This is a genomic window from Amycolatopsis sp. NPDC051128, from assembly GCF_040682715.1.
In the GTDB taxonomy this organism is placed as follows: domain Bacteria; phylum Actinomycetota; class Actinomycetes; order Mycobacteriales; family Pseudonocardiaceae; genus Amycolatopsis.
Window position 1 is genome coordinate 1 of record NZ_JBFBBN010000070.1, and the last position, 25,036, is coordinate 25,036.

The 25,036-nt window shown below is 70.2% G+C and carries 26 protein-coding genes and 1 pseudogene; 6 read left to right on the forward strand and 21 right to left on the reverse strand.

Features of this window, described 5'->3' with window-relative positions; all coding sequences use genetic code 11:
* Positions 1 to 110 precede the first annotated feature (110 nt).
* The 6 genes from AB0M82_RS41985 to AB0M82_RS42010 all read right to left on the reverse strand — a co-directional run bounded on the left by AB0M82_RS41985 (position 111) and on the right by AB0M82_RS42010 (position 5,423).
* Positions 111 to 1,301 carry an ABC transporter permease gene (locus AB0M82_RS41985; protein WP_364734714.1) on the reverse strand — a complete coding sequence of 397 codons (1,191 nt, stop codon included), beginning with the start codon at positions 1,299 to 1,301 and terminating at the stop codon, positions 111 to 113.
* Positions 1,298 to 2,227 carry an ATP-binding cassette domain-containing protein gene (locus AB0M82_RS41990; RefSeq protein ID WP_364734716.1) on the reverse strand — a complete coding sequence of 310 codons (930 nt, stop codon included), beginning with the start codon at positions 2,225 to 2,227 and terminating at the stop codon, positions 1,298 to 1,300. The genes AB0M82_RS41985 and AB0M82_RS41990 overlap by 4 nt, the downstream gene beginning before the upstream one ends.
* Positions 2,220 to 2,768, reverse strand: a complete 549-nt coding sequence (locus tag AB0M82_RS41995; RefSeq protein WP_364734718.1) for a hypothetical protein — start codon at positions 2,766 to 2,768, stop codon at positions 2,220 to 2,222. The genes AB0M82_RS41990 and AB0M82_RS41995 overlap by 8 nt, the downstream gene beginning before the upstream one ends.
* Positions 2,765 to 3,034 (reverse strand): helix-turn-helix transcriptional regulator, encoded by a 270-nt coding sequence (locus tag AB0M82_RS42000; protein WP_093949947.1) that lies wholly within the window; start codon positions 3,032 to 3,034, stop codon positions 2,765 to 2,767. The genes AB0M82_RS41995 and AB0M82_RS42000 overlap by 4 nt, the downstream gene beginning before the upstream one ends.
* A gap of 287 nt (positions 3,035 to 3,321) precedes the next feature.
* Positions 3,322 to 4,863, reverse strand: a complete 1,542-nt coding sequence (locus tag AB0M82_RS42005) for a glycerol-3-phosphate dehydrogenase/oxidase (protein WP_364734720.1) — start codon at positions 4,861 to 4,863, stop codon at positions 3,322 to 3,324.
* Positions 4,860 to 5,423, reverse strand: coding sequence for a helix-turn-helix domain-containing protein (locus AB0M82_RS42010; protein WP_364734796.1), 564 nt, complete (start codon positions 5,421 to 5,423; stop codon positions 4,860 to 4,862). Before AB0M82_RS42010 ends, AB0M82_RS42005 begins: the two co-directional genes overlap by 4 nt.
* A gap of 97 nt (positions 5,424 to 5,520) precedes the next feature.
* On the opposite strand from AB0M82_RS42010, the gene AB0M82_RS42015 reads away from it, so the two are divergent.
* Positions 5,521 to 7,140 (forward strand): FAD-binding oxidoreductase, encoded by a 1,620-nt coding sequence (locus AB0M82_RS42015; RefSeq protein WP_364734722.1) that lies wholly within the window; start codon positions 5,521 to 5,523, stop codon positions 7,138 to 7,140.
* Here the strand turns inward: AB0M82_RS42015 and AB0M82_RS42020 are convergent.
* Together AB0M82_RS42020 and AB0M82_RS42025 are read right to left on the reverse strand one after the other, a co-directional pair.
* Positions 7,118 to 7,672 (reverse strand): gamma-glutamylcyclotransferase, encoded by a 555-nt coding sequence (locus AB0M82_RS42020; RefSeq protein WP_364734724.1) that lies wholly within the window; start codon positions 7,670 to 7,672, stop codon positions 7,118 to 7,120. The genes AB0M82_RS42015 and AB0M82_RS42020 overlap by 23 nt on opposite strands.
* A gap of 65 nt (positions 7,673 to 7,737) precedes the next feature.
* On the reverse strand, positions 7,738 to 8,835 hold the full coding sequence (locus AB0M82_RS42025; protein WP_364734726.1) for an S-(hydroxymethyl)mycothiol dehydrogenase: 1,098 nt from the start codon (positions 8,833 to 8,835) through the stop codon (positions 7,738 to 7,740).
* A gap of 151 nt (positions 8,836 to 8,986) precedes the next feature.
* Here AB0M82_RS42025 and fdxA point away from each other — a divergent pair.
* Positions 8,987 to 9,316 (forward strand): annotated as a pseudogene (gene fdxA / locus AB0M82_RS42030) (ferredoxin); the annotation flags it as partial.
* 129 nt (positions 9,317 to 9,445) lie between these two features.
* On the opposite strand, the gene AB0M82_RS42035 reads toward fdxA, so the two are convergent.
* Positions 9,446 to 10,312 (reverse strand): sigma-70 family RNA polymerase sigma factor, encoded by an 867-nt coding sequence (locus tag AB0M82_RS42035; protein ID WP_364734728.1) that lies wholly within the window; start codon positions 10,310 to 10,312, stop codon positions 9,446 to 9,448.
* Positions 10,313 to 10,389: 77 nt separating this feature from the next.
* Between AB0M82_RS42035 and AB0M82_RS42040 the strand changes: the two genes are divergently transcribed.
* Positions 10,390 to 10,839 (forward strand): carboxymuconolactone decarboxylase family protein, encoded by a 450-nt coding sequence (locus AB0M82_RS42040; protein WP_364734730.1) that lies wholly within the window; start codon positions 10,390 to 10,392, stop codon positions 10,837 to 10,839.
* Positions 10,840 to 10,952: 113 nt separating this feature from the next.
* On the opposite strand, the gene AB0M82_RS42045 is transcribed toward AB0M82_RS42040, so the two are convergent.
* The 8 genes from AB0M82_RS42045 to AB0M82_RS42080 all read right to left on the reverse strand — a co-directional run bounded on the left by AB0M82_RS42045 (position 10,953) and on the right by AB0M82_RS42080 (position 19,915).
* On the reverse strand, positions 10,953 to 12,215 hold the full coding sequence (locus tag AB0M82_RS42045; protein WP_364734732.1) for a peptidase C39 family protein: 1,263 nt from the start codon (positions 12,213 to 12,215) through the stop codon (positions 10,953 to 10,955).
* A 71-nt stretch (positions 12,216 to 12,286) separates the two neighbouring features.
* Complete coding sequence (locus AB0M82_RS42050) at positions 12,287 to 12,688, reverse strand: PaaI family thioesterase (protein WP_013230138.1); 402 nt, start codon at positions 12,686 to 12,688, stop codon at positions 12,287 to 12,289.
* A gap of 53 nt (positions 12,689 to 12,741) precedes the next feature.
* Positions 12,742 to 14,469, reverse strand: a complete 1,728-nt coding sequence (locus AB0M82_RS42055) for a TIGR03767 family metallophosphoesterase (RefSeq protein WP_364734734.1) — start codon at positions 14,467 to 14,469, stop codon at positions 12,742 to 12,744.
* Positions 14,470 to 14,696: 227 nt separating this feature from the next.
* Entirely contained in the window at positions 14,697 to 15,122 is a 426-nt protein-coding gene (locus tag AB0M82_RS42060; RefSeq protein WP_364734736.1) for a DUF4190 domain-containing protein, read from the reverse strand.
* A gap of 58 nt (positions 15,123 to 15,180) precedes the next feature.
* Positions 15,181 to 15,963: a carbohydrate ABC transporter permease gene (locus tag AB0M82_RS42065; protein WP_364734798.1), complete on the reverse strand. Its 783-nt coding sequence runs from the start codon at positions 15,961 to 15,963 to the stop codon at positions 15,181 to 15,183.
* Between the two features lie 29 nt (positions 15,964 to 15,992).
* Complete coding sequence (locus AB0M82_RS42070; RefSeq protein ID WP_364734738.1) at positions 15,993 to 16,889, reverse strand: sugar ABC transporter permease; 897 nt, start codon at positions 16,887 to 16,889, stop codon at positions 15,993 to 15,995.
* Positions 16,886 to 18,184: a sugar ABC transporter substrate-binding protein gene (locus AB0M82_RS42075; protein ID WP_364734740.1), complete on the reverse strand. Its 1,299-nt coding sequence runs from the start codon at positions 18,182 to 18,184 to the stop codon at positions 16,886 to 16,888. The genes AB0M82_RS42070 and AB0M82_RS42075 overlap by 4 nt, the downstream gene beginning before the upstream one ends.
* Before the next feature lie 102 nt (positions 18,185 to 18,286).
* On the reverse strand, positions 18,287 to 19,915 hold the full coding sequence (locus AB0M82_RS42080; RefSeq protein WP_364734742.1) for a long-chain fatty acid--CoA ligase: 1,629 nt from the start codon (positions 19,913 to 19,915) through the stop codon (positions 18,287 to 18,289).
* A 446-nt stretch (positions 19,916 to 20,361) separates the two neighbouring features.
* Between AB0M82_RS42080 and mihF the strand changes: the two genes are divergently transcribed.
* Both mihF and AB0M82_RS42090 read left to right on the forward strand, forming a co-directional pair.
* Positions 20,362 to 20,673, forward strand: coding sequence for an integration host factor, actinobacterial type (mihF, locus tag AB0M82_RS42085; RefSeq protein ID WP_026468624.1), 312 nt, complete (start codon positions 20,362 to 20,364; stop codon positions 20,671 to 20,673).
* 82 nt (positions 20,674 to 20,755) lie between these two features.
* A complete protein-coding gene (locus tag AB0M82_RS42090; protein WP_364734744.1) occupies positions 20,756 to 21,955 on the forward strand; it encodes an isochorismate synthase in 1,200 nt (399 codons plus the stop codon).
* Here AB0M82_RS42090 and AB0M82_RS42095 read toward each other — a convergent pair.
* The 3 genes from AB0M82_RS42095 to AB0M82_RS42105 are packed head-to-tail and all read right to left on the reverse strand — an operon-like array spanning position 21,948 to position 23,232.
* Entirely contained in the window at positions 21,948 to 22,205 is a 258-nt protein-coding gene (locus AB0M82_RS42095; RefSeq protein WP_364734746.1) for a hypothetical protein, read from the reverse strand. The genes AB0M82_RS42090 and AB0M82_RS42095 overlap by 8 nt on opposite strands.
* 2 nt (positions 22,206 to 22,207) lie before the next feature.
* On the reverse strand, positions 22,208 to 22,528 hold the full coding sequence (locus AB0M82_RS42100; protein WP_364734748.1) for a DUF6247 family protein: 321 nt from the start codon (positions 22,526 to 22,528) through the stop codon (positions 22,208 to 22,210).
* 8 nt (positions 22,529 to 22,536) lie between these two features.
* Positions 22,537 to 23,232, reverse strand: a complete 696-nt coding sequence (locus AB0M82_RS42105; RefSeq protein ID WP_364734750.1) for a 4'-phosphopantetheinyl transferase superfamily protein — start codon at positions 23,230 to 23,232, stop codon at positions 22,537 to 22,539.
* A 194-nt stretch (positions 23,233 to 23,426) separates the two neighbouring features.
* On the opposite strand from AB0M82_RS42105, the gene AB0M82_RS42110 reads away from it, so the two are divergent.
* Positions 23,427 to 24,596 (forward strand): acyl-CoA dehydrogenase family protein, encoded by a 1,170-nt coding sequence (locus tag AB0M82_RS42110; protein WP_364734752.1) that lies wholly within the window; start codon positions 23,427 to 23,429, stop codon positions 24,594 to 24,596.
* Positions 24,597 to 24,665: 69 nt separating this feature from the next.
* Here AB0M82_RS42110 and AB0M82_RS42115 read toward each other — a convergent pair whose 3' ends face one another.
* Positions 24,666 to 24,986 carry a hypothetical protein gene (locus AB0M82_RS42115; protein WP_364734754.1) on the reverse strand — a complete coding sequence of 107 codons (321 nt, stop codon included), beginning with the start codon at positions 24,984 to 24,986 and terminating at the stop codon, positions 24,666 to 24,668.
* Positions 24,987 to 25,036: the final 50 nt, after the last annotated feature.

The window sequence follows — 25,036 nt, forward strand, 5'->3', positions numbered from 1 at the left end:
CGGACACCAGCCGAGGCCCTCACCGCGCTACTGTTGGATCAACAAACAACAGGTGTTGCAACCACCGCGTGAATCCGCCCGACATTCACGGACTTTGGGGGGCCTCACCCTCAGCCGCGCAATGCCTCCGACAGCTTGATGCGGCTGCCGATGCGCAGCACGCTGTTGCCGTAGATCCGGCCGCCCAGCCAGGTGAGCAGCGCGACGCACGCGACGGTCAGCCCGAGCGACAGCGCGATCTCCCAGCCCGCCGCCGCGCCGGTCGAGATCCGGGCCGGCATGAGGATCGGCGAGAGCAGCGGGATCAGGGAGACGATCTTCGTCGCCGAGCCGGCCGGGTTCTGCACGAGCAGGTTGAACCCGGCGATGAACCCGACGACCAGGACGATGTTGAGCGGCCCGACCACCGACTGCGTGTCTTCCTGCCGTGACACCAGCGAGCCGAGCGCGCCGTAGATCGTGGCGTACAACAGGAACCCGAGCAGGTACCAGAGCAGGCCCCACAGCGCCGCGCCGGTGGCGAAGCCGGACAGGGTGAACACCCCGGTCACCGAGGCCGCCACCAGCCCGGCCGCGGCGAGGATCACCAGCTGGGTCAGGCCGACCAGGCCGAGCCCGATCACCTTGCCCAGCAACAGCTGCCACGGCCGCACGCTGGCGAGCAGGATCTCCACGACCCGGCTCGACTTCTCCTCGACGACGCCCTGGGCGACCATCATCCCGTAGGTGATGATGCTCATGTAGAGCAGGAACGCCACGACCAGGCCGACGACCAGACGCTGCGTGTGATCGGCTGGTTCCGGCGAAAGCGCGTCGTCGCGCACATGGGTGCCGTTGACCTGCGCCATCACCTCGGCCGGCTCGAGCTGCGCCGACGACAGCACGCCGTCGAGCACCTGCCGCTGCGCGACCTGGTCGAGCACCGCGCGCAGCTGATCGTCCAAAGAGGACTTGTAGGTGGCGGTCAGCTGCGCCGCGCTGCCCGAGACGAGCGCGTCGAGGTCGCCGTCATCGACCTTCTTCCGGCCCTCGGCGGGGTCGGTGACGACGATCGTCGAGACCTCGCGGCCGGACAGCGTGGCCTGGGTCTGCAGCTGCTGGGCGATGCCGATCGCCTGGCCGGTCAGCCCGACCGTGCTCTTGTCCGACGAGCCGGCCAGCGCGGTCTGGAAACCGACGTACCCCAGCAGCAGCACCAGCAGCACCACGGTGCCGACCACGAACGAGCGCGTCCGCAGTCGCGTGTTCAACTCGCGCTTCATCACGAGCCAGACGGCCCGCCGGCCACTCAGCGTCCTCATCGCGGTTCCCCCTCGTTGGCTACAGCGCCGTCGGACACGGCGTCGCGGAAGAGCTCGGTCAGCGAGCGGCGGCGGCGGCTGAACTCGGTGACCGGCCCGGTCGCCAGCGCCGCGGCGAGCACGGCCTGGTCGTCCGCGCTCGGTTCGAGGTCGAAGACAGTGGTGGCGCCCTGGGTTTCCAGCACCCGCACCCCGGGCAGGCCGGCGGCCCAGCCGGCGGGCGCGGCCGGCGCGGTGACGACGAGCTTGCTGCTCACGCCCGCGGTCAGCTCGGCGACGGTGCCGACGGCGACCATCCGGCCGCCGCGGATGATCCCGACCCGGTCGCACAGCCGCTCGACGAGGTCGAGCTGGTGGCTGGAGAACACGACCGGCACCCCGGCCGCGGCCTTCTCCCGGAGGACCGCGCTCATGACGTCGACGGCGAGCGGGTCGAGGCCGGAAAACGGCTCGTCGAGCACCAGCACGGCCGGGTCGTGCACCAGGGCGGCGGCCAGCTGGACGCGCTGCTGGTTGCCCAGGCTGAGTTTCTGCACCTCGTCCTTGCGGCGGTCGGCCAGGCCGAGCCGGGAGATCCAGTTCTCCGCGCTGCGGTGGGCGTCGTTGGCGCTCAGCCCGTGCAGCTCGGCCAGGTAGACCAGCTGGTCCAGGACCTTCATCTTCGGGTACAGCCCACGTTCCTCCGGCATGTAGCCGATGTGGGTGCGGGCTTCGTGCGTGATCTTCCGGCCGTCGAAGCGGACCTCTCCGCCGTCGGCGGCGAGCACCCCCAGCGCGATCCGCATGGTGGTCGTCTTGCCGGCGCCGTTGCTGCCGACGAAGCCGAACAGCTCCCCGGCGCGGACGTCGAACGAGACGCCGTCCAGCGCGACCTTCGCGCCGTAGCGCTTGGAGATCCGGTCGATCTCCAGTGTCCCCTCAGTCATGGTCCATCCCCTCTTCGAAGTCCTCGGGGTCGTCGTCCGGCAGCGCCCAGCCCAGCACGATCGACGGAATGGTGGTCCCGGTGACCAGCAGCGCGGACAGCATCATCGCGGCGCGCCAGCCGCCCTCGGGCCGATCCGCGACTGCCATGGCGTAGAACATCGCGACGATCATCAGGAAGATCAGCACCTGGTAGCCGACGAACGTGATGCGGTGGCGCCATTCGCGCTCCCGTTCGTCGAGCAGCCGCGAGAAGCCGCCATTCATTCGCCCGGTGAGGATCCGGAGCAGGCCGAACGCGACGCCGCCCACGGCGAAGACAGCGAACCAGAGCACGAAGAACGTCCAGGCAGGCGCGGTCTTGAAGATCGCCGCGGCCGCGACCAACCCGAGGTCGGCAGCGCCCAGAAGCAGGGCCAGCCGGCGCCGGCGGCGGCGAGTGCGCCACGACGGGAGCTTCGCGGCCCGCCGCCGTTCCAGCTCGTCCAGCTTGTCCAGCTGACGTTCCCAGTAGGCCGCGAGCCGGCTCGGTTTCTCGGTCATGCTCCCCCCTCGCGGTAGACCTGGGTGGACAGTGGCGTGAACGGCTCGCGGCTGAACACCGCTTCGACCGGCAGATCGAACACCGCGCAGATCCGGAACGCCAGGTCAAGGCTCGGATAGTGGTCACCGCGCTCGAGCGCGCCGATGGTCTGCGGGTTGACCTCGACGGCGTTCGCCAGTGCGGCCCTGCTCATCCCGCGCTCCGCACGGAGCACGGCGAGCCGGTTGTAGATCGGCAGCTCCTTGCCGCGTCTGACCGGACTCATGGAACATACTGTTGCAAAAACACAACGAGACGTCAACTCAAGAGAACATCAAGTCGAGTTGGCGTGGTCACTTCAAGCGCCCCAATGTGGCGTTCGGTGCGTCTAGCGCACCCAATGTGGCGTTGGGTGCGTTCAGTGCACCGAATGTGGCGTTCGGTGCGTTCAGTGCACCCAATGTGGCGTTCGGTGCTCCTCCCATGCCCCCACCGCCACCCTCAACGGAGGCGCTTCGCGCCGCAGTGTCATTCAACGCAACCAACGCCACATTGGGGCGCTTGAAGGCTTGCTCAGGCCAGGCCGGCGAGCGACTTGTCGACCAGCTCGGCGACCCGCGGTGCCGCCGCGGCGGCGTCCGAGGGGATCAACGACAGCCGCGTCCGGCGCTCCAGCACGTCGGCCACGTCCAGCGCCCCCTCGTTCCGGACCGCCCAGACCACCTCCGCCGCCGTGATCTCCGTTCCGGGACCCACCGGGGCCGCGAACTCCGTGTCCACCTCGCCCAGTGCCGCCACCCGGGGCGCTTCCGTGCCGTACCGGGCGACCAGCCGGGCCGGGGCGTCCACAAGGGACAGAGTCCGGCGCGGAGCGGCGCCCAGCAGGGGCAACAGAGCTGTCCGGCACGGGGACGCGGGGAGGCCCGCCAGCCGCACCGCCGCGTCGACCGCGTCCTCGGCCATCCGGCGGTAGGTCGTGAGCTTGCCGCCGACCACCGTCAGCAGGCCGTCGGCGCCCGCCAGTACCGCGTGCTTGCGGGACAGGTCCGCCGAGCGGCCACCCGTTCCGGAGATCAGCGGCCGCAGCCCGGCGTACGATCCCGCGACGTCGGCCCGCGTCAGTGGTCGCGCCAGTGCCGACGACGCCAGCGACAGCAGGAAGTCCACATCGGACTCGGGAACCACTGACACTTCAGGGATCGGGCCCGAAACCGGCTCGTCCGTCAGTCCCAAGTAGACCCGGTCGTCCGGCTGGGGGAGCAGGAAGACGAACCGGTTGGTCTCGCCGGGCACGCCGATGTTCACCGATGTCGTGCCCATCGGCACCGTCCCCGGCGCGAGCACCAGGTGCGAACCGAGCGACGGCCGCAGCCGCACCGCGCCCGTCAGCGTCCCGGCCCACACGCCCGTCGCGTTGATCACCTGGCGGGCGTGGATGTCCAGCGAGTCGCCCGAAACGCCGTCGCGGACACGGACCCGGTCCGCGGAAAGAGACGAAGCCGACAGCCGCGTCAAGATCCGGGCGCCGAACGTCGCCGCCGTGCGGGCCAGCGAAACCACCAGCCGCGCGTCGTCGACCAACGCGCCGTCATAAGCCAGCAGGGCACCGCGCAAGCCGAGCGCGGAAAGCCCGGGGGCCAGCGCCAGAGCCTCCGCCGCCGGGATCGCGCGCGGCCGGGGCAGCACCGACGACGGCGTGCGCGCCACCCGGCGAAGCACGTCCCCGGCTCGCAGGCCGGCCGTGACCACGGCCTCCTGACGACGCGAAGTGCCGGGGTGCAACGGAAACAGCTGCGGCATCGCACGGGTGAGGTGTGGCGCCGTGCGCGTCATCATGATGCCGCGCTCGACGGCGCTCTCGTACGCCAGGCCGAACTCGCCCTTCGCCAGGTACCGCAGGCCGCCGTGCACGAGCTTCGAAGACCAGCGTGACGTCCCGAAGGCGAGGTCGTGCGCCTCGACGAGCGCGACCGACAGACCTCGGGAAGCCGCGTCCAAAGCGATCCCCGTGCCGGTGACGCCGCCGCCGACCACGACGAGGTCGACCCGCTCGCCCGACGCCAGCTCCGCGAGTTCGCGTTCGCGGCGCCGCACGTTGAGCGAGCCGGACGTCATGGCTTCAGCGCGGCGTCGAGCACGTGGGTGAACTCCGTCATCAGCGCCGTCTCGCCGACGTCCGCGGTGGCCGGCCGCAGCGAGAACGCGAACGACTGGACCAGCAGCAGCACCGACCGCGCCTGCGCGGCGACCGGCGCCCGCCGGATCGAGCCGTCCTGGTGGCCCGCGGCCAGCAGCTGGTGCAGCACCTGCTCGGCGAACTTCTGGGTCGCGCCGAGCCGTTCCACGATGTACGGCAGGACCAGCTCGGGGTCGACGTCGAGCAGCGTGCGGAACAGCGGGTCGGTCGACAGCGCGCGGATGCCGGCCGACGCGATCAGCACCAGGCGCTCGCGGCTGTTCGCGGCTTCGGCGCCGCGTTCGCTCGCGGTGCGCAGCAGCCCGCTGAACTCGCGGGTCATCAACGCCGCGAGCACGCTGCGGACGTCGGGGAAGCGGCGGTAGACCGTCATCCGGCTGACGCGGGCGGTGCGGGCGATCTCGGCGAGTGTGGTGCGGCGCACACCGACGGCCAGCACGCACGAGCGCGCGGCGTCGAGCAGCACGTCATCGGCCACCCGGGTGGCCGTCTGCCGGTTGCGGGTGTCCGCGAGCGCGGACGATCCCGCAGTGGATGTGGTGTGACGTTTCACGTCCATATGTCACACTGTACCGGTGAACGCGCTTATTGACCACCGTTTAAGAGGCGCCTGGACTTCGGACGCCGCCGACGCCGCGCAGCTGCCCACGCGGGCGGCCAAGTGGCTTGAACAGCGTATCGGTCCGGTCGCCTCCGGCGCCGCCCGTGACGCGAACGAGTCGGTGGAAATACCGTCACCAAAACTTGACGGATCTGCATCCGAAGCGCTCGCGAAAGTTGTCGGCGCGGAAAACGTGCTGGTGGACGCCGCGGCGCGGCTGGCGCGGGCGACCGGTTTGTCCTACCTCGACCTGCTGCGGCGTCGTTCGCCGTCGGCGGAATTCCCGGTGCCCGACGCCGTCGTGCTGCCCGCCGGCCCGGACGAGGTCCAGGCGGTGCTCGAGGTCTGCGTCCGGCACGACATCGGGGTCGTGCCCTTCGGCGGCGGCACTTCGGTGGTCGGCGGCGTCGCGGCGCTGCGCGGTGAGAAGGCGTCGGTGATCGCGCTCGACCTCGTCCGGCTCGACGCGCTGGTGTCGGTCGACGCCGAGTCGCGGGTCGCCGTCCTGCAGGCGGGCGTCCGCGGGCCCGAAGCCGAACGGCTCCTCGGCGAGCACGGCCTGACGCTCGGGCACATCCCGCAGTCGTTCGAGCGCGCCACGATCGGCGGTTTCGCGGCGACGCGCTCGGCCGGCCAGGCCTCGTCGGGCTACGGGCGGTTCGAAGACATGGTGACCGGCGTGCGGCTGGCCACCCCCCGCGGCGAATGGAAGCTCGGGGTCGCGCCGGCGTCCGCGGCCGGGCCGGACCTGCGCCAGCTCGCGATCGGCAGCGAGGGGACGCTCGGCGTGATCACCGAGGTCGCGCTGCGGGTGCGGCCGGTGCCGCCGGTCCGCCGCTACGAGGGCTACGCGCTGCCCGGCTGGGCGGCCGGCGCGGCGGCGGTGCGGGACCTCGCGCAGCACCACGCGCTCGCCGACGTCACCCGGCTGTCCGACGCGGACGAGACCGAAGTCTCGCTGGCGCTGAAGGCCGGGCTCGAGACGGCGGCGCTGCGCCGCTACCTCGCCGCGCGCGGGGTGCGGCGGCCGTGCTTCCTCATCGTCGGCTGGGAGGGCACCGCGCACGACGTCGCGCTGCGGCGCCGCGAGACCACGCGCCGGCTGAAGGCTTCGGGCGCCGTGCGCGTCGGCAAGGCGCTCGGCGAGTCCTGGCGGCACGGCCGGTTCGCCGGACCGCGACAGCGGGACGCGTTGCTGGACCGAGGCATCTGCGTCGAGACGCTGGAGACCGCCGCCTTCTGGTCCACTGTGGACGAACTGCGCGACGACGTCCGGGCGGCGCTGACGGCGTCCCTGGGGCGCTCGATCGTCATGTGCCACATTTCGCACGCGTACGAAACCGGCGCGTCGCTGTACTTCACCGTGCTGACCGCGCGCGACGAGGCCGATCCGGTCGGTCAGTGGCAGCGGGCGAAGGCGGCGGCGTGCGAGGCGATCACCGGGCTCGGCACGATCTCGCACCACCACGCCGTCGGCGTCGACCACGCCCCCTACCTGAGCGCGGAGATCGGCACCCTCGGCGTGGAGGTGTTGCGCGCGGCCAAGTCCGCCGTCGATCCGACGGGGATCCTCAACCCGGGAAAGCTGGTGTGATCACTTCGCAGGGCACGCCGTGGCCGTCGGCGGCGACGCCTTCGAGCGCCGCCGCTTCGGCTTGGGAGACGTCGGCGGTGCGCACCGGAGCGCCGTCCACCAGCAGGGGATAGCGGATCGGCGCGGCGCCGACGTAGGTGTGCACCTCGGTCAGGCGGGTGCCGTCTTCGAGGGTGATGTCCGGTTCGGTCAGCCGGGCCAGGTGGTAGCGCGTGCCGCGGCCCTCGCAGCGGTCGAGCACCGCCAGCTGGTCCGGGGTCACGAACCAGATGGCGTGCTCCTCGACGCCGTCGAGGGCGGTGAGGGTGGCCGGGCGCTGGTCGTCGACCACGCGGAAGCCGGCGGCCCACACCGCGGCGAGGCCGGCGCAGCGCGCGTGCGCCACGACGACCGGGCCTTCGAGCCCGAGCCGTCCACGCAGCCAGGTGATCTTCGACGGGTTCGCGTTCGAGCCGTAGGCCAGCACCGCCGTCCGCTCGCGCCAGCCTTCGGGGGCCGCGTCGAGCGGGTGCCCGACGCCGTCGACGTGCACGAACGAGACGCCCGGCCGCGTGCCCGGGTAGGGCTCGGCCGGGTACTCGTCGTCGGTGAAGAGGGTCAGAACGTCACCACGCTGCGCAGGACGTCGCCGTGGTGCATCCGCTCGAAGGCCTGCTCGACGCCGTCGACGCCGATCCGCTCGGTGACGAACTTGTCCAGCGGCAGCCGGCCCTGCAGGTAGAGGTCGACGAGCATCGGGAAGTCCCGGCTCGGCAGGCAGTCGCCGTACCAGGAGGACTTCAACGAGCCGCCGCGCGAGAAGAAGTCGATCAGCGGCAGGTCGTCCAGCCGCATGTCCGGCGTCGGCACGCCGACCAGTACGACCGTGCCGGCCAGGTCGCGCCCGTAGAACGCCTGCCGCCAGGTCTCGGGGCGGCCGACCGCGTCGATCACGACGTCCGGGCCGAACGAGTGCGTCGCGTCCTGCATGGCCCCGACCACCTGTTCCTCGGTGAGCCCGCGGCTGTTGACGGTGTGCGTCGCGCCGAAGTCCTTGGCCCACTCGAGCTTCCGGTCGTCCATGTCGATCGCGACGATCGTCGTGGCCCCGGCCAGCTTCGCGCCGGCGATGGCCGCGTCGCCGACGCCGCCGCAGCCGATCACGGCGACCGAGTCGCCGCGGGTGACCGCGCCGGTGTTGATCGCCGCGCCGAGCCCGGCCATGACGCCGCAGCCGAGCAGCCCGGCGACGGCGGGCTCGGCCTCGCGGTTCACCTTCGTGCACTGTCCGCTGTGGACCAGGGTTTTGGACACGAACGCGCCGACGCCGAGCGCGGGCGACAGCTTGGTGCCGTCGGCGAGCGTCATCGGCTGGGCCGCGTTGAACGTCGAGAAGCAGTACCACGGCTTGCCGCGGCGGCAGGCCCGGCAGGTGCCGCAGACCGCGCGCCAGTTGAGGATGACGTAGTCGCCCGGCTCGAGGTCGGAGACGCCCTCGCCGACCGCTTCGACAACGCCGGCGGCCTCGTGGCCGAGCAGGAACGGGAACTCGTCGTTGATCCCGCCCTCGCGGTAGTGCAGGTCGGTGTGGCAGACCCCGCAGGCCTGGACGTTCACCACGGCCTCGCCCGGACCGGGATCGGGCACGAGCACGGTCTCGAGCGAGACCGGCTCGCCCTTCGCCCGCGAAACGACCCCCTGCACCTCGTACGGCATGCGAATCCACCTTCCCGGCTGCACTGCTGGTTCGCCCGCAGCTTGCCACGGATCACGCGGAGATGGCGACATCCGCATGAGTGAGGTTCGGCGGTGAAGACGCAACGAGTTGCGTTGTCCGCAACTACGCGAAAGTGGCTAGATTCTGGGGATGGCGTATGTGATCGGGCTTCCCTGTGTCGATCTGAAGGACCGCGCGTGCGTGGACGAATGTCCGACGGACAGCATCTACGAGGGCGCCCGGAGTCTGTACATCCATCCGGACGAGTGCATGGAGTGCGGCGCCTGCGCGGCGGTCTGCCCGGTGGAGGCGGTCTCCTACGTCGAGGACGATGCGACCGCGGATGCCCTCGACAACGGCCGGTTCTTCACCGAGATCCTCCCTGGGCGCGACGCGCCACTGGGCTCTCCGGGAGGTGCGGCCAAGCTCGGCCCGCTGAACGTGGACACGGCGATGGTCACGGCGCTGCCACCGCAGAGCCCGCCCGAACGGCCGCTGCCGCGCAAGAAGCCCCGGGACGGCGGTAGCTGCTGCGCGGGAAACAGCGCGGGCGATCGACCCCACTGAGGTTGATGGCCGGGGGCGTGCCTCCGGCCCCCGGTTTCCAGCTTATCGGGGCGGACCGACAGTTTCCGGTGGCTCCGGCAGGTCCATCGACGCGAGCTTGACCGGGTCGGCCACGGACGCGATGCCGGTGATCCGCCCGCTCACCACCGTGAACGCCACCACCGACAGCGGCGTCCCGTCCTCGCGCCACGCCACCACCCCGGGCAGGCCACCGACGAACACGGCCCGTCCACCGGCCGCCGCGCCGATCCGGGCGCCGGCGGCGACGTTGGTCGCCCCGAGGACCACCACCACGCCGTCCGGGGTGTCGACCGTCAGCCGCACGTCGGGGTCGAGCACGCGCAGCAGTTCCTCGAAGTCGCCGTCGCGGGCCGCCGTCAAGAACGCCTGGACCACCGCTCGCTGCTCGCGCCCCGCCGCGGCGGGCCGCGCCGGTGCCCGGACCTTCCGGCGGGCGCGGCTGGCGAGCATCTTGGTCGCGCCGGCGGACTTGCCGAGGATCCGGGCGATCTCCTCGAACGGCACCGCGAACAGGTCGTGCAGCACGAACGCCAGCCGCTCGTTCGGGCCGAGGGACTCGAGAACGACGAGCAGCGCGAGCCCGACCGAGTCGGCGAGTTCCGCGTCCTCCTCCGGCGCGGGGCCGTCGTCGGCCGTCACGACGATCTCGTCGTAAGTCGCTTCGGGACGGGACCGGCGCGAGCGCAGGACGTCCAGGCTGAGCCGGCCGACCACCGTGGTCAGCCAGCCCTCGAGGTTCTCGATGGCCGTCGCGTCCTGGCGGGAGAGCCGCAGCCAGGCCTCCTGGACCACGTCTTCGGCGTCGGCGGACGAGCCGAGCACGCGGTGGGCCACCGCGCGCAGCCGGTCGCGCTGCGCTTCGAACGTCTCGGCCAACGTGTCGGGCATGGTCGTTACCTTCCTCGCTTCTGCTCCGTCGTGGACATGACGAGCCCGGAGGGGCACAGGTAACCGATGGAGGAACGATGGAACCGCGACTGAAGACCGAAAGCACTCCCGAAGTGACCGGAGCGATCCAGCAGCTGTTCAAGGCGGTGCACGCCCGTGGCGTCGACCCCCGGACGCTCGAGCTGGTCCACCTGCGGGCCAGCCAGATCAACGGCTGCGCCCCGTGCGTCTACGCGGGCGTCCAGGCGGCGAAGAAGCAGGGCGAGACCGAAGAGCGGCTGCACAGCGTCGTCACCTGGCGCGAAACGCCGTTCTTCACCGAGCCGGAGCGGGCCGCGCTCGCGCTGACCGAAGCCGCCACGCGGATCCAGGACGACCAGCCGGGCGTGACGGACGAGATCTGGGCGGCCGCCGCCGAGCACTTCGACGACAAGCAGCTGTCCGCGATCGTCCTGAACGTCGCGCTCACCAGCTTCTTCAACCACATCAACCGCGCGATCCGGGAGCAGGCGGGCAAGACCTGGTGAGGGTCCGTGAATGTCGCATTGAGGGACTTGAATTGACGCTGTGGCGCGTCAGCGCCTCCGTTGAGGGTGGTGGCGGGGGCATGGATGGACCCTCAATGCGACATTCACGGCTTCTAGGCCGGGGTGATGATGTACGCGATTCCGCCGGGGCCGCCGGCCACGGTGCCGTCGGCGCGGTAGCGCTTCGTGCGCTGCCAGATCTTCTCGAACTGGTCGCGCTTGTACACGGTGCGCACCCGGTCGTTGCTGCTCGACGCCGGGTCGTTCGCGATCACGTCGCCGTCCTTCGTGAAGCCGACGACGACCATGATGTGCCCGGCCGTCCCGTAGCCGGCGCCGTCGAGCTCCGAGGACAGGAACGACTGCGACGTGATCACGGGGATGCCTCGCGCGATGTAGTTCTCCAGCTCGTTCAGCGAGTGCAGCCGGGTGATGTGCCCGCGCAGCCCGCGCGACGCCGCGTAAGCGGTGTTGAACGGCCAGTTGCCGGTGCCGTCATAGGCGTGGTCGTAGGTGGAGCGTGCCGCGAAGGCCACCGACGGGTCGACGTAGCCCGCCGGGATCCACGCCATCTCCGCCGCGGACGGCTTCTTGCCCCAGTACTCAGCCACCATCTCGGTCGACGTCGGGCTGCACCAGGCCTCGCCGCCCCCGCCGTACTGCGGGAACTGTCCCTTGTGGAGGTTCTGCGCGTACGCCGGCACCTTCAGCTCGATCCCGGTGGCGCGGCCCGGCTTCGTCGGCCGCACGTCGAAGCGGTCCGGCACGGCCGACGTCATCGCGCCCAGCGAGGTCACCGACGGCGTCGCGTGGGAGCCGGCATCGCGGTAGAGGCTGATCCGCAGCTTGTACGACTTCAGCGTCACACCGGTCTTCATGACGAGCGTGTCGACGTCCACCACGGCGTTCGCGTCGTCCTGGCCGTCGACGCTGGTGCGCAGGATGTCGGCGTCGCCGCTGGCCCAGCGGCCCATCACGTACCACGCGGTTTCGGTGCCTGCCGACGTCCGGCCCTGCGCCTCGATCTCCAGCCAGGTCTTCTCCGGCGTCTTGGCGTTCCACGACGCCACCAGCTGCGTCGCGCCGAAGCCCGGCCGGTACGACGGCGAGGTCCACTGGCCGTACTCGTACGTCTTCGTCGTGCCGAGCTCCGGCTCGGTGTGCTCCACCGTGCCGACCGGGTGCGTGAGACGCAGGCCGTCCCGGGTCGGCGCGAGCCCGGCGAAGTGGCCTTCGAACAGGGCGCCGCCGGACCACTCGTGGTAGTTGATCGCCTCGTCGTCCCCGGGCCGGGCGGGCGAGGCCTCGGCGACTTGCACGGTTACCGCAGTCAACACGACCACTGACAATAAGGTGAACAGTTCGCGTACCCGCATCCCGGCTCCTCGATCGACCCACCCAGTAGGCGAGGATTTTCGTCGGTTCGGCGAGGTATGTAAACAGATACCTACAGCACGGCCTGTGTCTGTGTCACTTTCGCGACCAACTTGCCGTCGTCGTCGTGGATTTCCGTCTCCACCACGACGAACTTGCGGCCGGCGTGCAGTGGTCTGGACGACGCGACGGCGTAGCCCGAACGCACCGCGCGCAGGAAGTTCGTCTTCGACTCGACGGTCGTCGTGCCCTGCCCGCCCTCGGGCAGGTTGAGGAACGCGCACACGGCGCCGGTCGAGTCGGCCAGCGCCATGAGCGCGCCCCCGTGCAGCGCGCCGCCGAGCGTGCAGAGGCTTTCGTCCCACTTCAGCCGGCTGCGGACGAGCTCGCGCCCGTGCTCCAGGACCTCGACGCCGAGGCGTTCGGAGAACGGCATGGAGCGGTGGAAGAGCTGGGTGCCCTCGGGATCGGTCATGCTCGCCAGCTTGCCCGAAGATCCACGGCCGGGCGATTACCCGCGGCGTAACCTCAGCTGAGCGGGTTCACCAGCAGCAGCTCCGTGTTGTGGTCCTCCGGCGCGCCGACCCGGCCCGGGTCGGTGTGGATGTCGTTGTAGGACAGCTCGCGATACAGCGACGCAAGCGCTTGCGGTGTTCGGGCGCCGTAGTCCACGGCGTACGGCGCCTCCGCCTCGATCAGCGTCGTGAACAGCGACAACGTTCCGTCGGCGTTGTCCGCGACCTCGACGATCCGGGCGTGCTGTGGGAAGTCGACGTGCGACGCGGTGTTGATCTCCCAGAAGCCCTGCTGCGGCGTGTTCCCGGCGTGCGGCGTGATCTTGTTGAGGTGTGTGTGGCCGTTGACCCAGGCCAGCACGTTCGGGAACCGCTTGAGCAGCGCGACGAACGCGTTGCCGTCCAGGCGCGGGTCGAGCGGGTGGCGCGAGTCGGGCAGCACGTTGCCCATCGTGCCGCTGGTGTGGTGGCTGAACAGGATGAACAGCTCGTCGGTGACGGCGTGGGTGACCTTGCGGCCGAAGAAGTCGTAGTACGCCGAGCTGTTGCGCTTGAGCGTCGACTCGACCCAGGAGTACTGCGCCAGGCCGATCGACCCGTCGGCGAACCCGGCGTCGGTGGTGGTGTCGAGGCTGATCCCGGTGATGCCGGGGGCGATCCGGAAGGTGTAGTAGACGTTCTGGCCGTCGGCGTTGGCGCTGGTGAAGCCGTGCCCGACGGGGCCGGGGCCGGTGTTGGCGGCGTCGAGGTGCGCGCGGACGAACTCACCGGTGCCGAACGGCCGCCGCCGCGCGTCCGGCGTGATCTCGCGGATGGTGCCGGAACCGCCGAACAGTTCGGCGACGGGCACGCTGGAACCCGGCTTCCTGATGGCGTCGGCGAGCTTCTTCGCGGTGCTCTCGTCCTTGCCGATGACCTTGTACTTCCCGGTGTACCAGGCGTCGATGCCGGGGATGTGCGCCGGCAGCGAGCCGACGACGCTGTCGTCGTGGTTGCCGAAGGTGCAGAACCACGGAACGTCGAGGCCGGGCGCGGTGAACGTCTTCGTGCCCGCCTCGAGCAGGCCGGGGATCTGCGGGAAGCCTTTGGCTGAGTAGGCGTCGTTTCCTGGGGTGGCGGGGTTCCAGAACGCGTCGTTGCCGGAGCTCTGGACGCCTTCGTACGCGTTCGCGTCGCCGGAGTTCGGGGTGACGCTGCCGCCGTTGAGGACCTTGAGGAACCAGTCGAGCTCGATCAGCTCGTGGTTGTCGGTGTTGTCGCCGGTGGTGACCATGAGGTCGAAGGGGCGCCCGGTGAACGGGCCCTGGCGCACGCTGTTGACCCGCTCGACGAGCGCGCTGGTCGCGACGGTGCCCAGCGCTTCCTGCGGCCGGTGGGCGGAGCCGATGAAGGGGTGGAGGTACTCGAACCGCGCGGGACTTTCGGCGTCGGTGATGTGCAGGTCGGTGAACTGCACGAAGGAGCTGAGGGCACGGCGCCGGTCGTCGCGCCCGCTCTTCGGGGCGGCGAGATCGCTCCGGACCACCAGCGGCCAGCCGGGGCCGCCGGTGAGCCGGCTGTACCTCGGCCCGGCGTTCACGGCTGTCGCGACCTGCTCGAGGGTGGTGCCGCCGGTGGTGACCGAGCGGGTGGCGGTGAGCCGCAGCGCGCGGTCGAGGGCGTTCGCGGTGGGCGTGCACAGCAGGAGCCCGAGACCGGCGGCGCCCGCGGTGGCGAAGGTGCGCCGGGTGAGTTCGGCCATGGTTGTTCGCTCCCCAGTCGTCGGTTGCCCAGCACAGTGCCGGACAGCGATGGACGCACGGTGAACGTGAAAAATATTCGCCGTGACAGTTCAATCCACCTTGTCACGGGCGTCGGGTTGGGGTGTACCGCCGAAGGTCGTGGTCATTTCCGCCGCCGGGCGAGGCCGTCGAGGATGACTTCGGTGCCGCGGCAGAAGAGGTCGTCAGCAGCGGCCGGGGCCCGAAATCAGCAGGCGACGCCGCACGCTCCGGCCGCCGCGGCGAGCCCGAAGAAGAACAGCATGATCACGATCGCGGGGATGACGCCGATGATGCCGCACACCAGGCCGGCGATCGCCATGCCCTTGCCCGAGTAGCCCGGCTTGCCGCACTGGACGATCCCGGCCCACGACAGGCCGATCGCCAGGAAGCCCAGCAGCAGGTCCGCGATCGGGATCCAGAAGCCGATCAGCGCGAGGATGCCGATCACCATGCCCGCCACCGCGAGGCCGCTCGTCCGCAGCATCGGGTACGGCTGCGCGCCGTACGCCGCGTACGGCTGCGTCGCGTAAGGCTGCACCGCGTACTGCGGGATGGGTGCCGAAGGCGGGTACGCGGGATCGACCGGCGGAGGAAACTGCTGCCCCGGCTGGTAAGGGTCATAACTGGCCACGCCGCACCCACTTCTGTCCGTTCATCGCGGAGTCGTCGAGCTGGCCCCCGCGCGTTACTCATCCTTGCAGACCGGACTCCGTCACCCCGCGGACCAGGTACCGCTGCAGGAACGCGAACAGCAGCACGATCGGCAGGATCGACACCGCCGCCGCCAGGAACAGCAGGTTCAGCTGCGGGTTCTGCGCCGTCAGCAGCCCCGACAGCGCCACCTGGACCGTCCACGAGTCGGGCGACTGGGCGATGATCAACGGCCACAGGAACGCGTTCCAGCTGCCGATCACCGTGATCACCGCGACCGCCGCGAAGAAGCCTCGTGAGTTCGGCACCACGATCCGCCAGAACACGCCCCACCGCGAGAGTCCGTCCATCCGGCCCGCCTCCTCCAGCTCGCGCGGGAAGTCGAGGAAGTACTGCCGGAACAGGAAGACACTGAACGCGCTGAACAGCCCGGGGATCACCAGCCCGCGGAAGTCGGAGAGCCAGCCGAGCGTCGAGACCACCACGAAGCTCGGCACGAACGTCACCGACGTCGGGATCATCAGCGTCGCCAGCACTGCGTAGAACACGATCCTGGAATGCCGGTACGGGATCCGGGCGAGGCCGTACCCCGCCAGCGAGCAGACCACCAGCAGCCCGACCGTCTGCAAGGTCGTGACCAGCAAGGAGTTCAGCAGGCTCCGGGCGAAGGGGACGTCGTCCAAAGAGAACAAGCGAGAGAAGTTCTCCCAGTGCACTGTGGACGGAAACAGCGTCCACTGTGGAGCTGTGATCTCCGCACGTGACGCCAGGCCGTTGCGCAGCAGCAGGTAGAACGGCAGCAGGAACAACACCGCCGCCACGACCAGCGCCGTCCAGCGCAGGAACGCTCTCACGACGCACGTCCGAAGCGGAGCACCCGGCCCTGCAGCAGGGTCGCCAAGGCGATGATCAACGCCAGGATCACCGCGCCCGCGCTGCCCCGGCCGAGGTCCTGGCCACCTGAGCCCAGGGACGTGTAGTACAGGTAGACCAAGGGCGGCCGCGCGAACGGAGGATAGCCGCGGGCGTCGCCCATGATGTTGTAGAACTCGTCGAACGCCTGGTACGCGTTGATCAGGTTGAGCAGCAGCACCGCCACCGCCGTCGCGCGCAGCTGCGGCAGCGTGACGTGCCGGAACACCGGCCAGCCCGGTTTCGCGCCGTCGAGCCACGCGGCTTCGTACAGGTGCTGCGGGATCCGTTGCAGTGCCGCGATGAACAGGATCATGTAGAACCCGAGCTGCAGCCACAGCCGCGCCGTCACCAGGACGACCCAGTACAACGGCGGGTCGACCGTCCCGGTCCAGGCCACCGGATCCGCCCCGAACAGCGAAAGCACCGTGTTCGCCAGTCCATAGCGGACCCCCGAGAACAGCGACGTCTTCCAGATCAGCGACGCCACGACGTACGAGCACGCGAACGGCAGGAAGAACACCGACCGGAAGAACGCCCGCGCGAACCGCAGCTGGTTGACACCGAGCGCCAGTGCCAGGGAAAGCACGAACGTCAGCGGCACGATGAACAGCGCGAACACGCTGAACGTGCCCAGGCTCGACAGGAACGGCTCGTCGGTGAGCATGTGCCCGTAGTTGGCCAGCCCGACGAAGTCCGTCGGCGTCACCGTGTTGCGCGCGTCGAAGAACGACAGGTACGCGCTCCAGCCGATCGGGAGGTACGCGAAGATCGCCAGCCCCAGCAGGAACGGCCCGACGAACAGCCAGAACGCGCGCGCGTCCCGGCGCCTCATCCGAACAGGCGCTTCAGCTCGGCCTTCGCTATCTCGACCGCGGTCTTGGTCTGCGCGACCGGGTCCGCTCCTTCCTTCGCGATCTTCGCGACCGCGTCGGACAGCGCCGTGTTCGCCTGCTGCGTCCACACCGGACCGCCGACGAGGTGGCTGTTCTCCTTGACGAACCGGGCGGCGTCGGCGGCCGGGCCGGACTTGAGGCTGTCCGCGCGGCCGGCCAGGCTCTGCCGGGCCGGGACGTGGAAGCCGAACTTCGTCGCGAACTCCAGCTGGTTCTGCGTCTGGTCGATCCACAGCCACTTCACGAACGCCTTGGCCTCGGCGACGTGCGCGCTCTTGGCGTTCACCATCGCGCCGTACGCGCCGACCGGCACGGACGGCGCGCCGGCGGCGTCGAGGCGCGGGAACGGCAGCACGCCGAAGTCGTCGCCGAACGCCGAGCGGATCTTCGGCACGTTCCACAGCCCGGTCCACTGCATCGCGGTGAGCCCGTCGATGAACGCGCCCGGGTCCGACCAGTCGGCCGGCGCGCCGAGCAGCAGGGACCCGTTGGCGTTCAGCGTGTGCAGCTTGCCGAGCGCGGTCGCCGCGCGCGGGTCGTCGAAGCCGACCTCGCGGTTGCCGTTCTTCAGGAAGTCGAGCCCCGCCGACCACAGCAGCGGCCCGGTGAGCACGCCGACGCCGCCGTCGTTGCCCGCGAAGAAGCCCTTGACGCCGTCCTTCGTCAGCTTCGCGGCCGCGTCGATCAGCTCGTCGACCGTCTGCGGCGGCTGCACGCCCGCCGCCTGCAGCAGGCTCTTGCGGTAGAAGAGCACCTGCGTGTCGATGGCCTGCGGGATGCCGTAGACCTTGCCCTCGACGGTCTGCGCGGCGAGCACGGCCGGGCTGAAGTCGCTCTTCACCGGCGCGATGACGTCGTCGAGCGAGACGACCTGGTTCTGCCGCACCCAGTCGATCTTGACCTGGGCCTCGAAGACGTCCGGCACCTTGCTGTTCTGCAGTGCGGTGACGATCTTCGAGTCGTAGTCGCCGGGATTCCACTGCACGGTGACGGCCGCGCCGGGGTAGTTCGCCGCGTACCGCTTGACGGCTTCCTGGACGCCCTCCTCGCCGTACGCGTGGTACCACTGCTGGAGCGTGACCTTCGGCGCGTCCGACGGCGGCGGGCCCGCCGAGTACGCCGTCGACGGCGGCGGGTCACCCTGCCGCCCGGTGTTCGACCCGCACGCCGCCGCTACCGCACTCACCGCGCCCGCTCCCGCGAGCGCGAGAAAGCTCCGCCTGTTCCGCTGCATCCCCAGTACTCCTCCGCGTAGGTCCGTGAATGGCACATTGACGGACATAGAGTCCCTCAATGTGCCATTCACGGAACTCAAGGCACGCCGGAGATCTACCGGTTAGAGCTGTGCGATGTCGAGCTTTCCCTCTGAGTAGGACGCCCGGATCCGCTTCTTGTCGAACTTGCCGACGCTGGTCTTGGGCACTTCGTCGACGAACGTCCAGTTCTCCGGCAGCTGCCACTTCGCGACCTTGTCGCTGAGGAACTCGCGCAACTCCTCAGGTGTCGCGGTCTGCCCCTCCTTGAGCACGACGGCGACCAGCGGCCGCTCGTCCCACTTCTCGTCGGGGATGCCGACGACCGCGGCCTCGGCCACCGCCGGGTGGCCCATCACCTGGTTCTCCAGGTCGACCGACGAGATCCACTCGCCGCCGGACTTGATGACGTCCTTGGCGCGGTCGGTCAGCGTGAGGAAGCCGTCCGGGCTGATCCGGCCGACGTCGCCGGTGCGCAGCCAGCCGTCGCGGAACTTCTCCGGGTCGACCTCCGCGCCGCCGTAGTACGACGCCGCGATCCACGGCCCCTGGACCTCGAGCTCGCCGACGGCTTCGTCGTCCCACGGCAGTGGCTCGCCGGAGTCACCGATCAGCCGCGCCCGCACGGACGCCGGGAAGCGGCCCTGCGTGTAGCGGTACCTCCAGACGTCGTCGCCGGTCGCGGTGGCCGGCGGCCGGGCGACGCTGCCCAGCGGCGACGTCTCGGTCATGCCCCACGCGTGCAGGATCGGGACGTTGTGCCGCTCCTGGAACGCGTGCATCAGCGACGGCGGCACCGCCGAGCCGCCGACGACGACCTCGCGCAGGTGCGAGATGTCCTGCGGGTGCGCTTCGAGGTGGGCGAGCAGGCCCTGCCAGACGGTCGGCACCGCGCCGCCGAACGTCGGCTTTTCGGCGGCGAGCATCGCGGCGATCGGCGCCGGCTGGAGGAACCGGTCCGGCATCAGCAGTGACGCGCCGACCATCAGCGACGCGTACGGCAGGCCCCACGCCATCGCGTGGAACATCGGCACGATCGCCAGCGCCTTGTCGTGCTGGGCGAGCCGCATGCTGTCGGTCATGCAGACCTGCATCGAGTGCAGCCAGATCGACCGGTGCGAGTAGGCGACGCCCTTCGGGTCACCCGTCGTGCCCGACGTGTAACACATCGCGGCGGCGGAGCGCTCGTCGACGTCCGGCCAGTCGAAGGTGTCGGGCTGGGCGGCCAGCAGCTCGGCGTAGGAGTGCACCTCGACGCCGTCCGGGGCCTGGAGGGAGGCGGCGTCGCCGTTGGCCACGATCACGTGCCGGACCGTCTTGAACTTCGGCAGCTGCTGCGCCAGGAGCGGGACCAGCGTGCCGTCGACGATGACGACGTGGTCCTCGGCGTGGTTGGCGACGAACACGAGCTGCTCGGGGAACAGCCGGATGTTCAGGGTGTGCAGCACGGCGCCCATCGCCGGGACGGCCAGGTAGGCGGCCAGGTGCTCGGCGTTGTTCCACATGAACGTGCCGACGCGCTGGTCACCTGTCACGCCGAGCCCGCGGAGCGCGTTCGCGAGCCGGGCCGCGTTCCCGCCGAGGTCGCCGTAGCTCTCGCGGCGGGCTTCTGAACCGGTCCAGGTGATGACTTCGCTCGCCGAGTGCACCGACGTGCCGTGGCGGAGCAGGTTCGCCAGCGACAGCTGGCCGTCCTGCATGGTGCTCAACATGGTCGCTCCCGGGGGTCGTTCGCCGGTGAACTGGGGTTGCGCCGACTCTAGTGCGGATCGGGTGAGGCGGGCATGGTCGACAACGGCTCCGTTCGGTCACGGTCGTCGCGCGATCGGGCGACGGCCGCGGCGATGATCAAGATCATCAATTTTTCCGCTTTTCCTTATGGACAAGGAAATGCGTGCGAACAGAACGAGTAGCGGAGGCTTCACTTCCGGGTGGGTGAGGCCACGCGCGTCGCTTCTTGGGAGCGTTTCCGCAGGCCGGAGCGGGTTGCCCGGCATCACCTCCCGGGGTAATAAGTGCGTGTCGGTTGCACGGTCACGAAGCCGGTGGCGTTTACTGGGGCCGTGGTAAGAGACGGCTGGCCAGCGCTTGCAGGAGCAAGCGCACCGAAAAGCCGTCGGCCGCGAAAGCGGAGACCTGAGAGGAAAGGACTACTACGTTGGCTCTGCCTACGTTGACTCCGGAGCAGCGCGCCGATGCACTCGCCAAGGCGGCCGAGGCTCGCAAGGCGCGTTCGGAGCTGCTCGCGTCGATCAAGTCCGGCAAGGAGAGCATCGAAAAGGTGCTCAAGCAGGCCAAGGAGAACAAGACGATCGGGAAGACGAAGGTCACCCAGCTGCTGAAGGCCGTCCCCGGCCTCGGCGCGGTGAAGGTCGCCGCCCTGCTCGAGCAGGCCGGCATCGACCCGGACCGGCGCGCCGCCGGCCTGGGCGAGCGCCAGCGCGAGGCGCTCATCGACGCGCTCAAGTAGCCGTCACCAGGAGCTCCCGCGAGGGAAGTGTCGCTCGTGACACTTCCCTCGCGGTTCTCCCGGAGCCTGGGACGCTGGAGACGTGAGCGCCGAGTCTTCTGGGGCCGAGCCCCGGACCCCAGCCGACCCCCCAGGAGCGGTCAGTCCGGCGACCCCGGCTGACCTCGCCGCCCGCTACCAGCGTGGCGACTTCCTGTTCACGACGGCCCAGCGCGCACTCCTCGCGCAGGGCACCGTCCGGACCGTCACCGAGACGGACCCCCGGCGGCTCGCCTCGGCGATCCCCGGTGTCCTGGCCGAGACCGGCGCCCCGCTGGCGGTCGGCGTCCTGCCGTTCGACACCGGGCCCGACACGAAGGTGCCGGGCCACCTCGTCGTGCCCCGGACCGTCCACCGGTCCGAAGGGGTGCCTTCGCTGCCCCGCGAGATCCTGCCGGCGCCCGTGCGGGTCCGCGCGGTGCCCGCGCCCGAGCGGCACATGCTGGCCGTGCAAGCCGCCGTCGACGCTCTTCGCGTGCGTGACCTGCGGAAAGTCGTTCTGGCCCGCGCCCTCGACCTCGAGTTCGCTTCGCCGGTGCCCACGGAACGCATCGTCCGCAACCTGGCTGTCGGCAATCCACAGCACTTCACGTACGCGGCCGAGCTGCCCGGCGGACGATCACTGGTCGGCGCCACGCCCGAGCTGCTGGTGCGCCGCACCGGCCGCACGGTGTTCTCCAGCCCCCACGCGGGTTCGATGCCCCGCTCGGCCGACCCGGCGACCGACCGGGCCAACGGTGAGGCGCTGCGGGCGTCCCGCAAGGACCAGCTCGAACACGCCGTGGTGATCGACTACGTCGTCGAGGCGCTCCGGCCGTTCTGCCGGACCCTGGACGTCCCGGCCGCGCCGGAGCTGGTCACCACGCCGGCGATCTGGCACCTGCGCACCCCGATCACCGGCGAGCTGGCCGACCCGGACATCACGGTCCTCGACCTCGCGGCGGCCCTCCACCCGACCCCGGCGATCTGCGGCACCCCGAGCGAGGGCGCGCGCGAGCTGGTCCAGGAGCTGGAGCCGTTCGACCGCGACTACTACGCGGGCGCGGTCGGCTGGGTCGACGCATCGGGCGACGGCGAGTGGGCGGTGGCGATCCGCTGCGCGGAGATCGCGTCGACGTCGATGCGGCTGTACGCGGGCGGGGGGATCGTGCCGGCGTCGGACCCGAAGGCGGAGCTGGACGAGACGACAGCGAAGTTCCGGACCCTCCTGACGGCGATGGGGCTGGGGGACTCGCTCACGTAGCCCAGAGGACGCGAAGCAGGTCGACCCGATTCTGATCCTCCAGGATCAGATATGTGATCAGCCCTTCCCCGTGTAGCCCGAAAGTCAAGTTGCGCATCGCGCCCTCCGGGTTCGATCGGTGGTAGGGATCGCCCTTGCCTGGGACCAGTTCGAGCACACTGATGGCCTCGGCCAGTGAGCGGAGCGCCTGCTTCGGCAATGCGCGAATCTGCTCCTGAACCTCGGGGTACACCTCGATGTCGTACGCCACAGCTACAGGCCGAGCTCCGTTTTGAGGGAGCTCCACGACCGGGTCCCGGCAGGCGGTTCCCCTGAGTGCTGGGCGTGCTCGGCTGCCTGCACCATGCGCCGGTGCGCGGCGGGGTCGGCCTGGGTGCTCCACGCGATCCGTCGCCAGGATTCCAGCGTTTCGACGAGGTCCGTGAGGCTCAGCGCCTCCCGGGCGATGTCGAGAGCGCGCCGGTAGTCCTGGTCGAACCGCGGCACGTCCTCGGGCAGAAGGGCAGCCCTGATGGTCGCCGGCGACGTGCCTGCGGGATACCTCGGCTCACTTGTGCTCGCCGGTATGGACATGCCGGTAACTATAGCCGTGGGACCCAGTGTTCCTCGGTGACCGACAGCTCCTCGGTGGTCAGCACCGCGATGGCGGCGCGGTAGCCGTCCGCGGCCTTGAGGTCCGCCAGCCGTGTCCGGGCCGGGTCCAGTGCCGGGTCGTCCGCCGACGCCAGCCGGGCCGGTTCGTCGTAGCGGGAGAACGTGATGCTCTGCAGCGGGATGCGCAGGCCCTTGCCGGTGGCCTTCATCACGGCTTCCTTGCGCGTCCAGTAGACGAAGAACGCCGCCGCCTTCTCGTCCGCGTCCAGGCCGGCGAGGTGTCCCGCCTCGGCCGGGCTCAGTGCGTACTCGATCAGGCCGTCGTCCGCGCGACGCTTCGCCGTCTCGACGTCGAGGCCCACCGGGACCGACGGTGTCGCCGCGACGCCGATCAGGTCGCCGGAGTGCGAGATGGACAGCGCCAGATCCGCGCCCGGGACGCGCGGCCGCCCGTGCGGCTTGGCGCAGTCCTCGCAGGTCGCGTCGAACTTCACGGCCTCGGCGGCCAAGCCGAGCCGCTCCGCCGCGACCGTCTTCGCCAGCACGCGGCCGGTCAGGAACCGCCGCTTGTCCGCCTCCTGCCGGTACGCCTCGAACCGGCCTTGCTCGACGTCGTCCAGCAGGCGCAGGAAGCGCTCTTCGGCGGGCAACGGCGACGACCAGCGGACCACGATCTCCATCACGCCCCCGATCTTTCCGGGCGCGGGAGCCGTTGTCACGAATTCCGGCCGAGGACTGGGGTAACCCGGCACCCAAGAGGTACGCTGGGGTAAGCAAGCGCTTAGCCAGTGCCTGTGTCTTCTGGGGCCGAGCCCCTGACCCCGGCCGGGGGCGAGCCCCCTGGACCCCCAAAAGCGTGTTGGAGGAGCAGCCCACCATGGATTTCTCTCTCAGCGTCGAAGAACGTGAAGTGCGGGACTGGGTCCGCACGTTCGTCCAGCGCGAGCTGATCCCGCTCGAGCAGGAGGTCCTGCGGCGCGAGCGTGCCCACCAGCCCGGCCTGACCGGCGAGGAGCTGAAGGAGCTCCAGCTCAAGGCGAAGGAGTCCGGCTTCTGGGGCGTCCTGACCCCCGAGGAGTACGGCGGAATGGGCCTGTCCGCCGTCATGGCCGCGCTGCTCGAGGCCGAGCTCGGCCGGACCTTCGTGCCGTTCCGCTTCGGCGGTGCCGCGGACAACATCCTGTTCCACGCCAACGAGGAGCAGAAGCGGACCTACCTGCTGCCGACCATCTCGGGCGAGCGCAAGTCGTGCTTCGCGATCACCGAGCCGGGCGCCGGGTCGGACGCGAAGGCCATCCGGACCACCGCCCGCAAGGACGGCGCCGACTGGGTGATCAACGGCGAGAAGACCTTCATCACCGGCGGCAACGAGGCCGACTTCACCATGGTCTTCGCCATCACCGACCCGGAGAAGGGTGCGAACGGCGGTGTCACGTGCTTCCTGGTCGACCGCGAGGCCGGCTGGAAGTCCGAGTACATCGACACCATGGGCGAGTGGGGCCCGGCCTCGCTGATCTTCCAGGACGTCCGGGTGCCCGAAACGCAGATCCTCGGCGAGGAGGGCCGCGGCTTCGAGCTGGCCATGCAGTGGATCGGCCAGGGCCGCTACCTGCTGCCGGCCCGCGCGATCGGCTCCTGCGAGCGGCTGATCTCGATGGCCATCGAGCACGCCAACACCCGCGAGACGTTCGGGCAGAAGATCGCGGAGCGGCAGGCCATCCAGTGGATGATCGCCGACTCCGGCGTCGAGCTCGAGGCGCTGCGCTGGCTGGTGCTCAACGCCGCCTGGCAGGTCGACCAGGGCATGGATTCGCGGCACGCGCAGTCGATGGCGAAGCTGTACGGCGGCCAGAAGGCCAACGAGATCGTCGACCGCGTCCTGCAGATCCACGGCGGCATGGGCTACACGCGGGAGCTGCCGGTCGAGCGGTGGTACCGCGAGCTGCGGCTGCTGCGCATCTACGAAGGCACCGACGAGATCCAGCGCCGCACCATCGCGCGCAACCTGCTCAAGGGACACGTGAAGGTCGGCGGGGCGCTGGGCTGAGGGCACGAGAAGCCGTCAAGGCCACCTCCCGGATGTCCGCGAGATGGCCTTGACGGTACTTCGGCCTGCTTACTTCTTGTTGCGAATGGCGATCGGGACGCCTGCCAGGTCCTCTTCGTTGCACAGGAGCTTCACGTCGTAGTACGGCGAGCCCTGGCGGTCGTCGTAGTCGAGGTGAATGGCCAGGACGTCCAGCGGCTCGCCGAGCCACTCCTGGGCCTGCCGTAGCCAGGCGGAGCACCGCTCCAGCGCGGTGGGGAGATCGTCATCGCGGAACTCGACGGGGCGATAGGGGACGTCCTGCACCTGATCGCGGGGGTTTGCCGGCGTCGGGAGACCCGGCGCGAGACCCGAGTCGTCCAGTTCCAGTTGGATCGTTTCCTCAGTCACCCTTCGAGCGTCCCCCACCTACGCCGTCTGGGCAAGGCGTACCCAGGTAA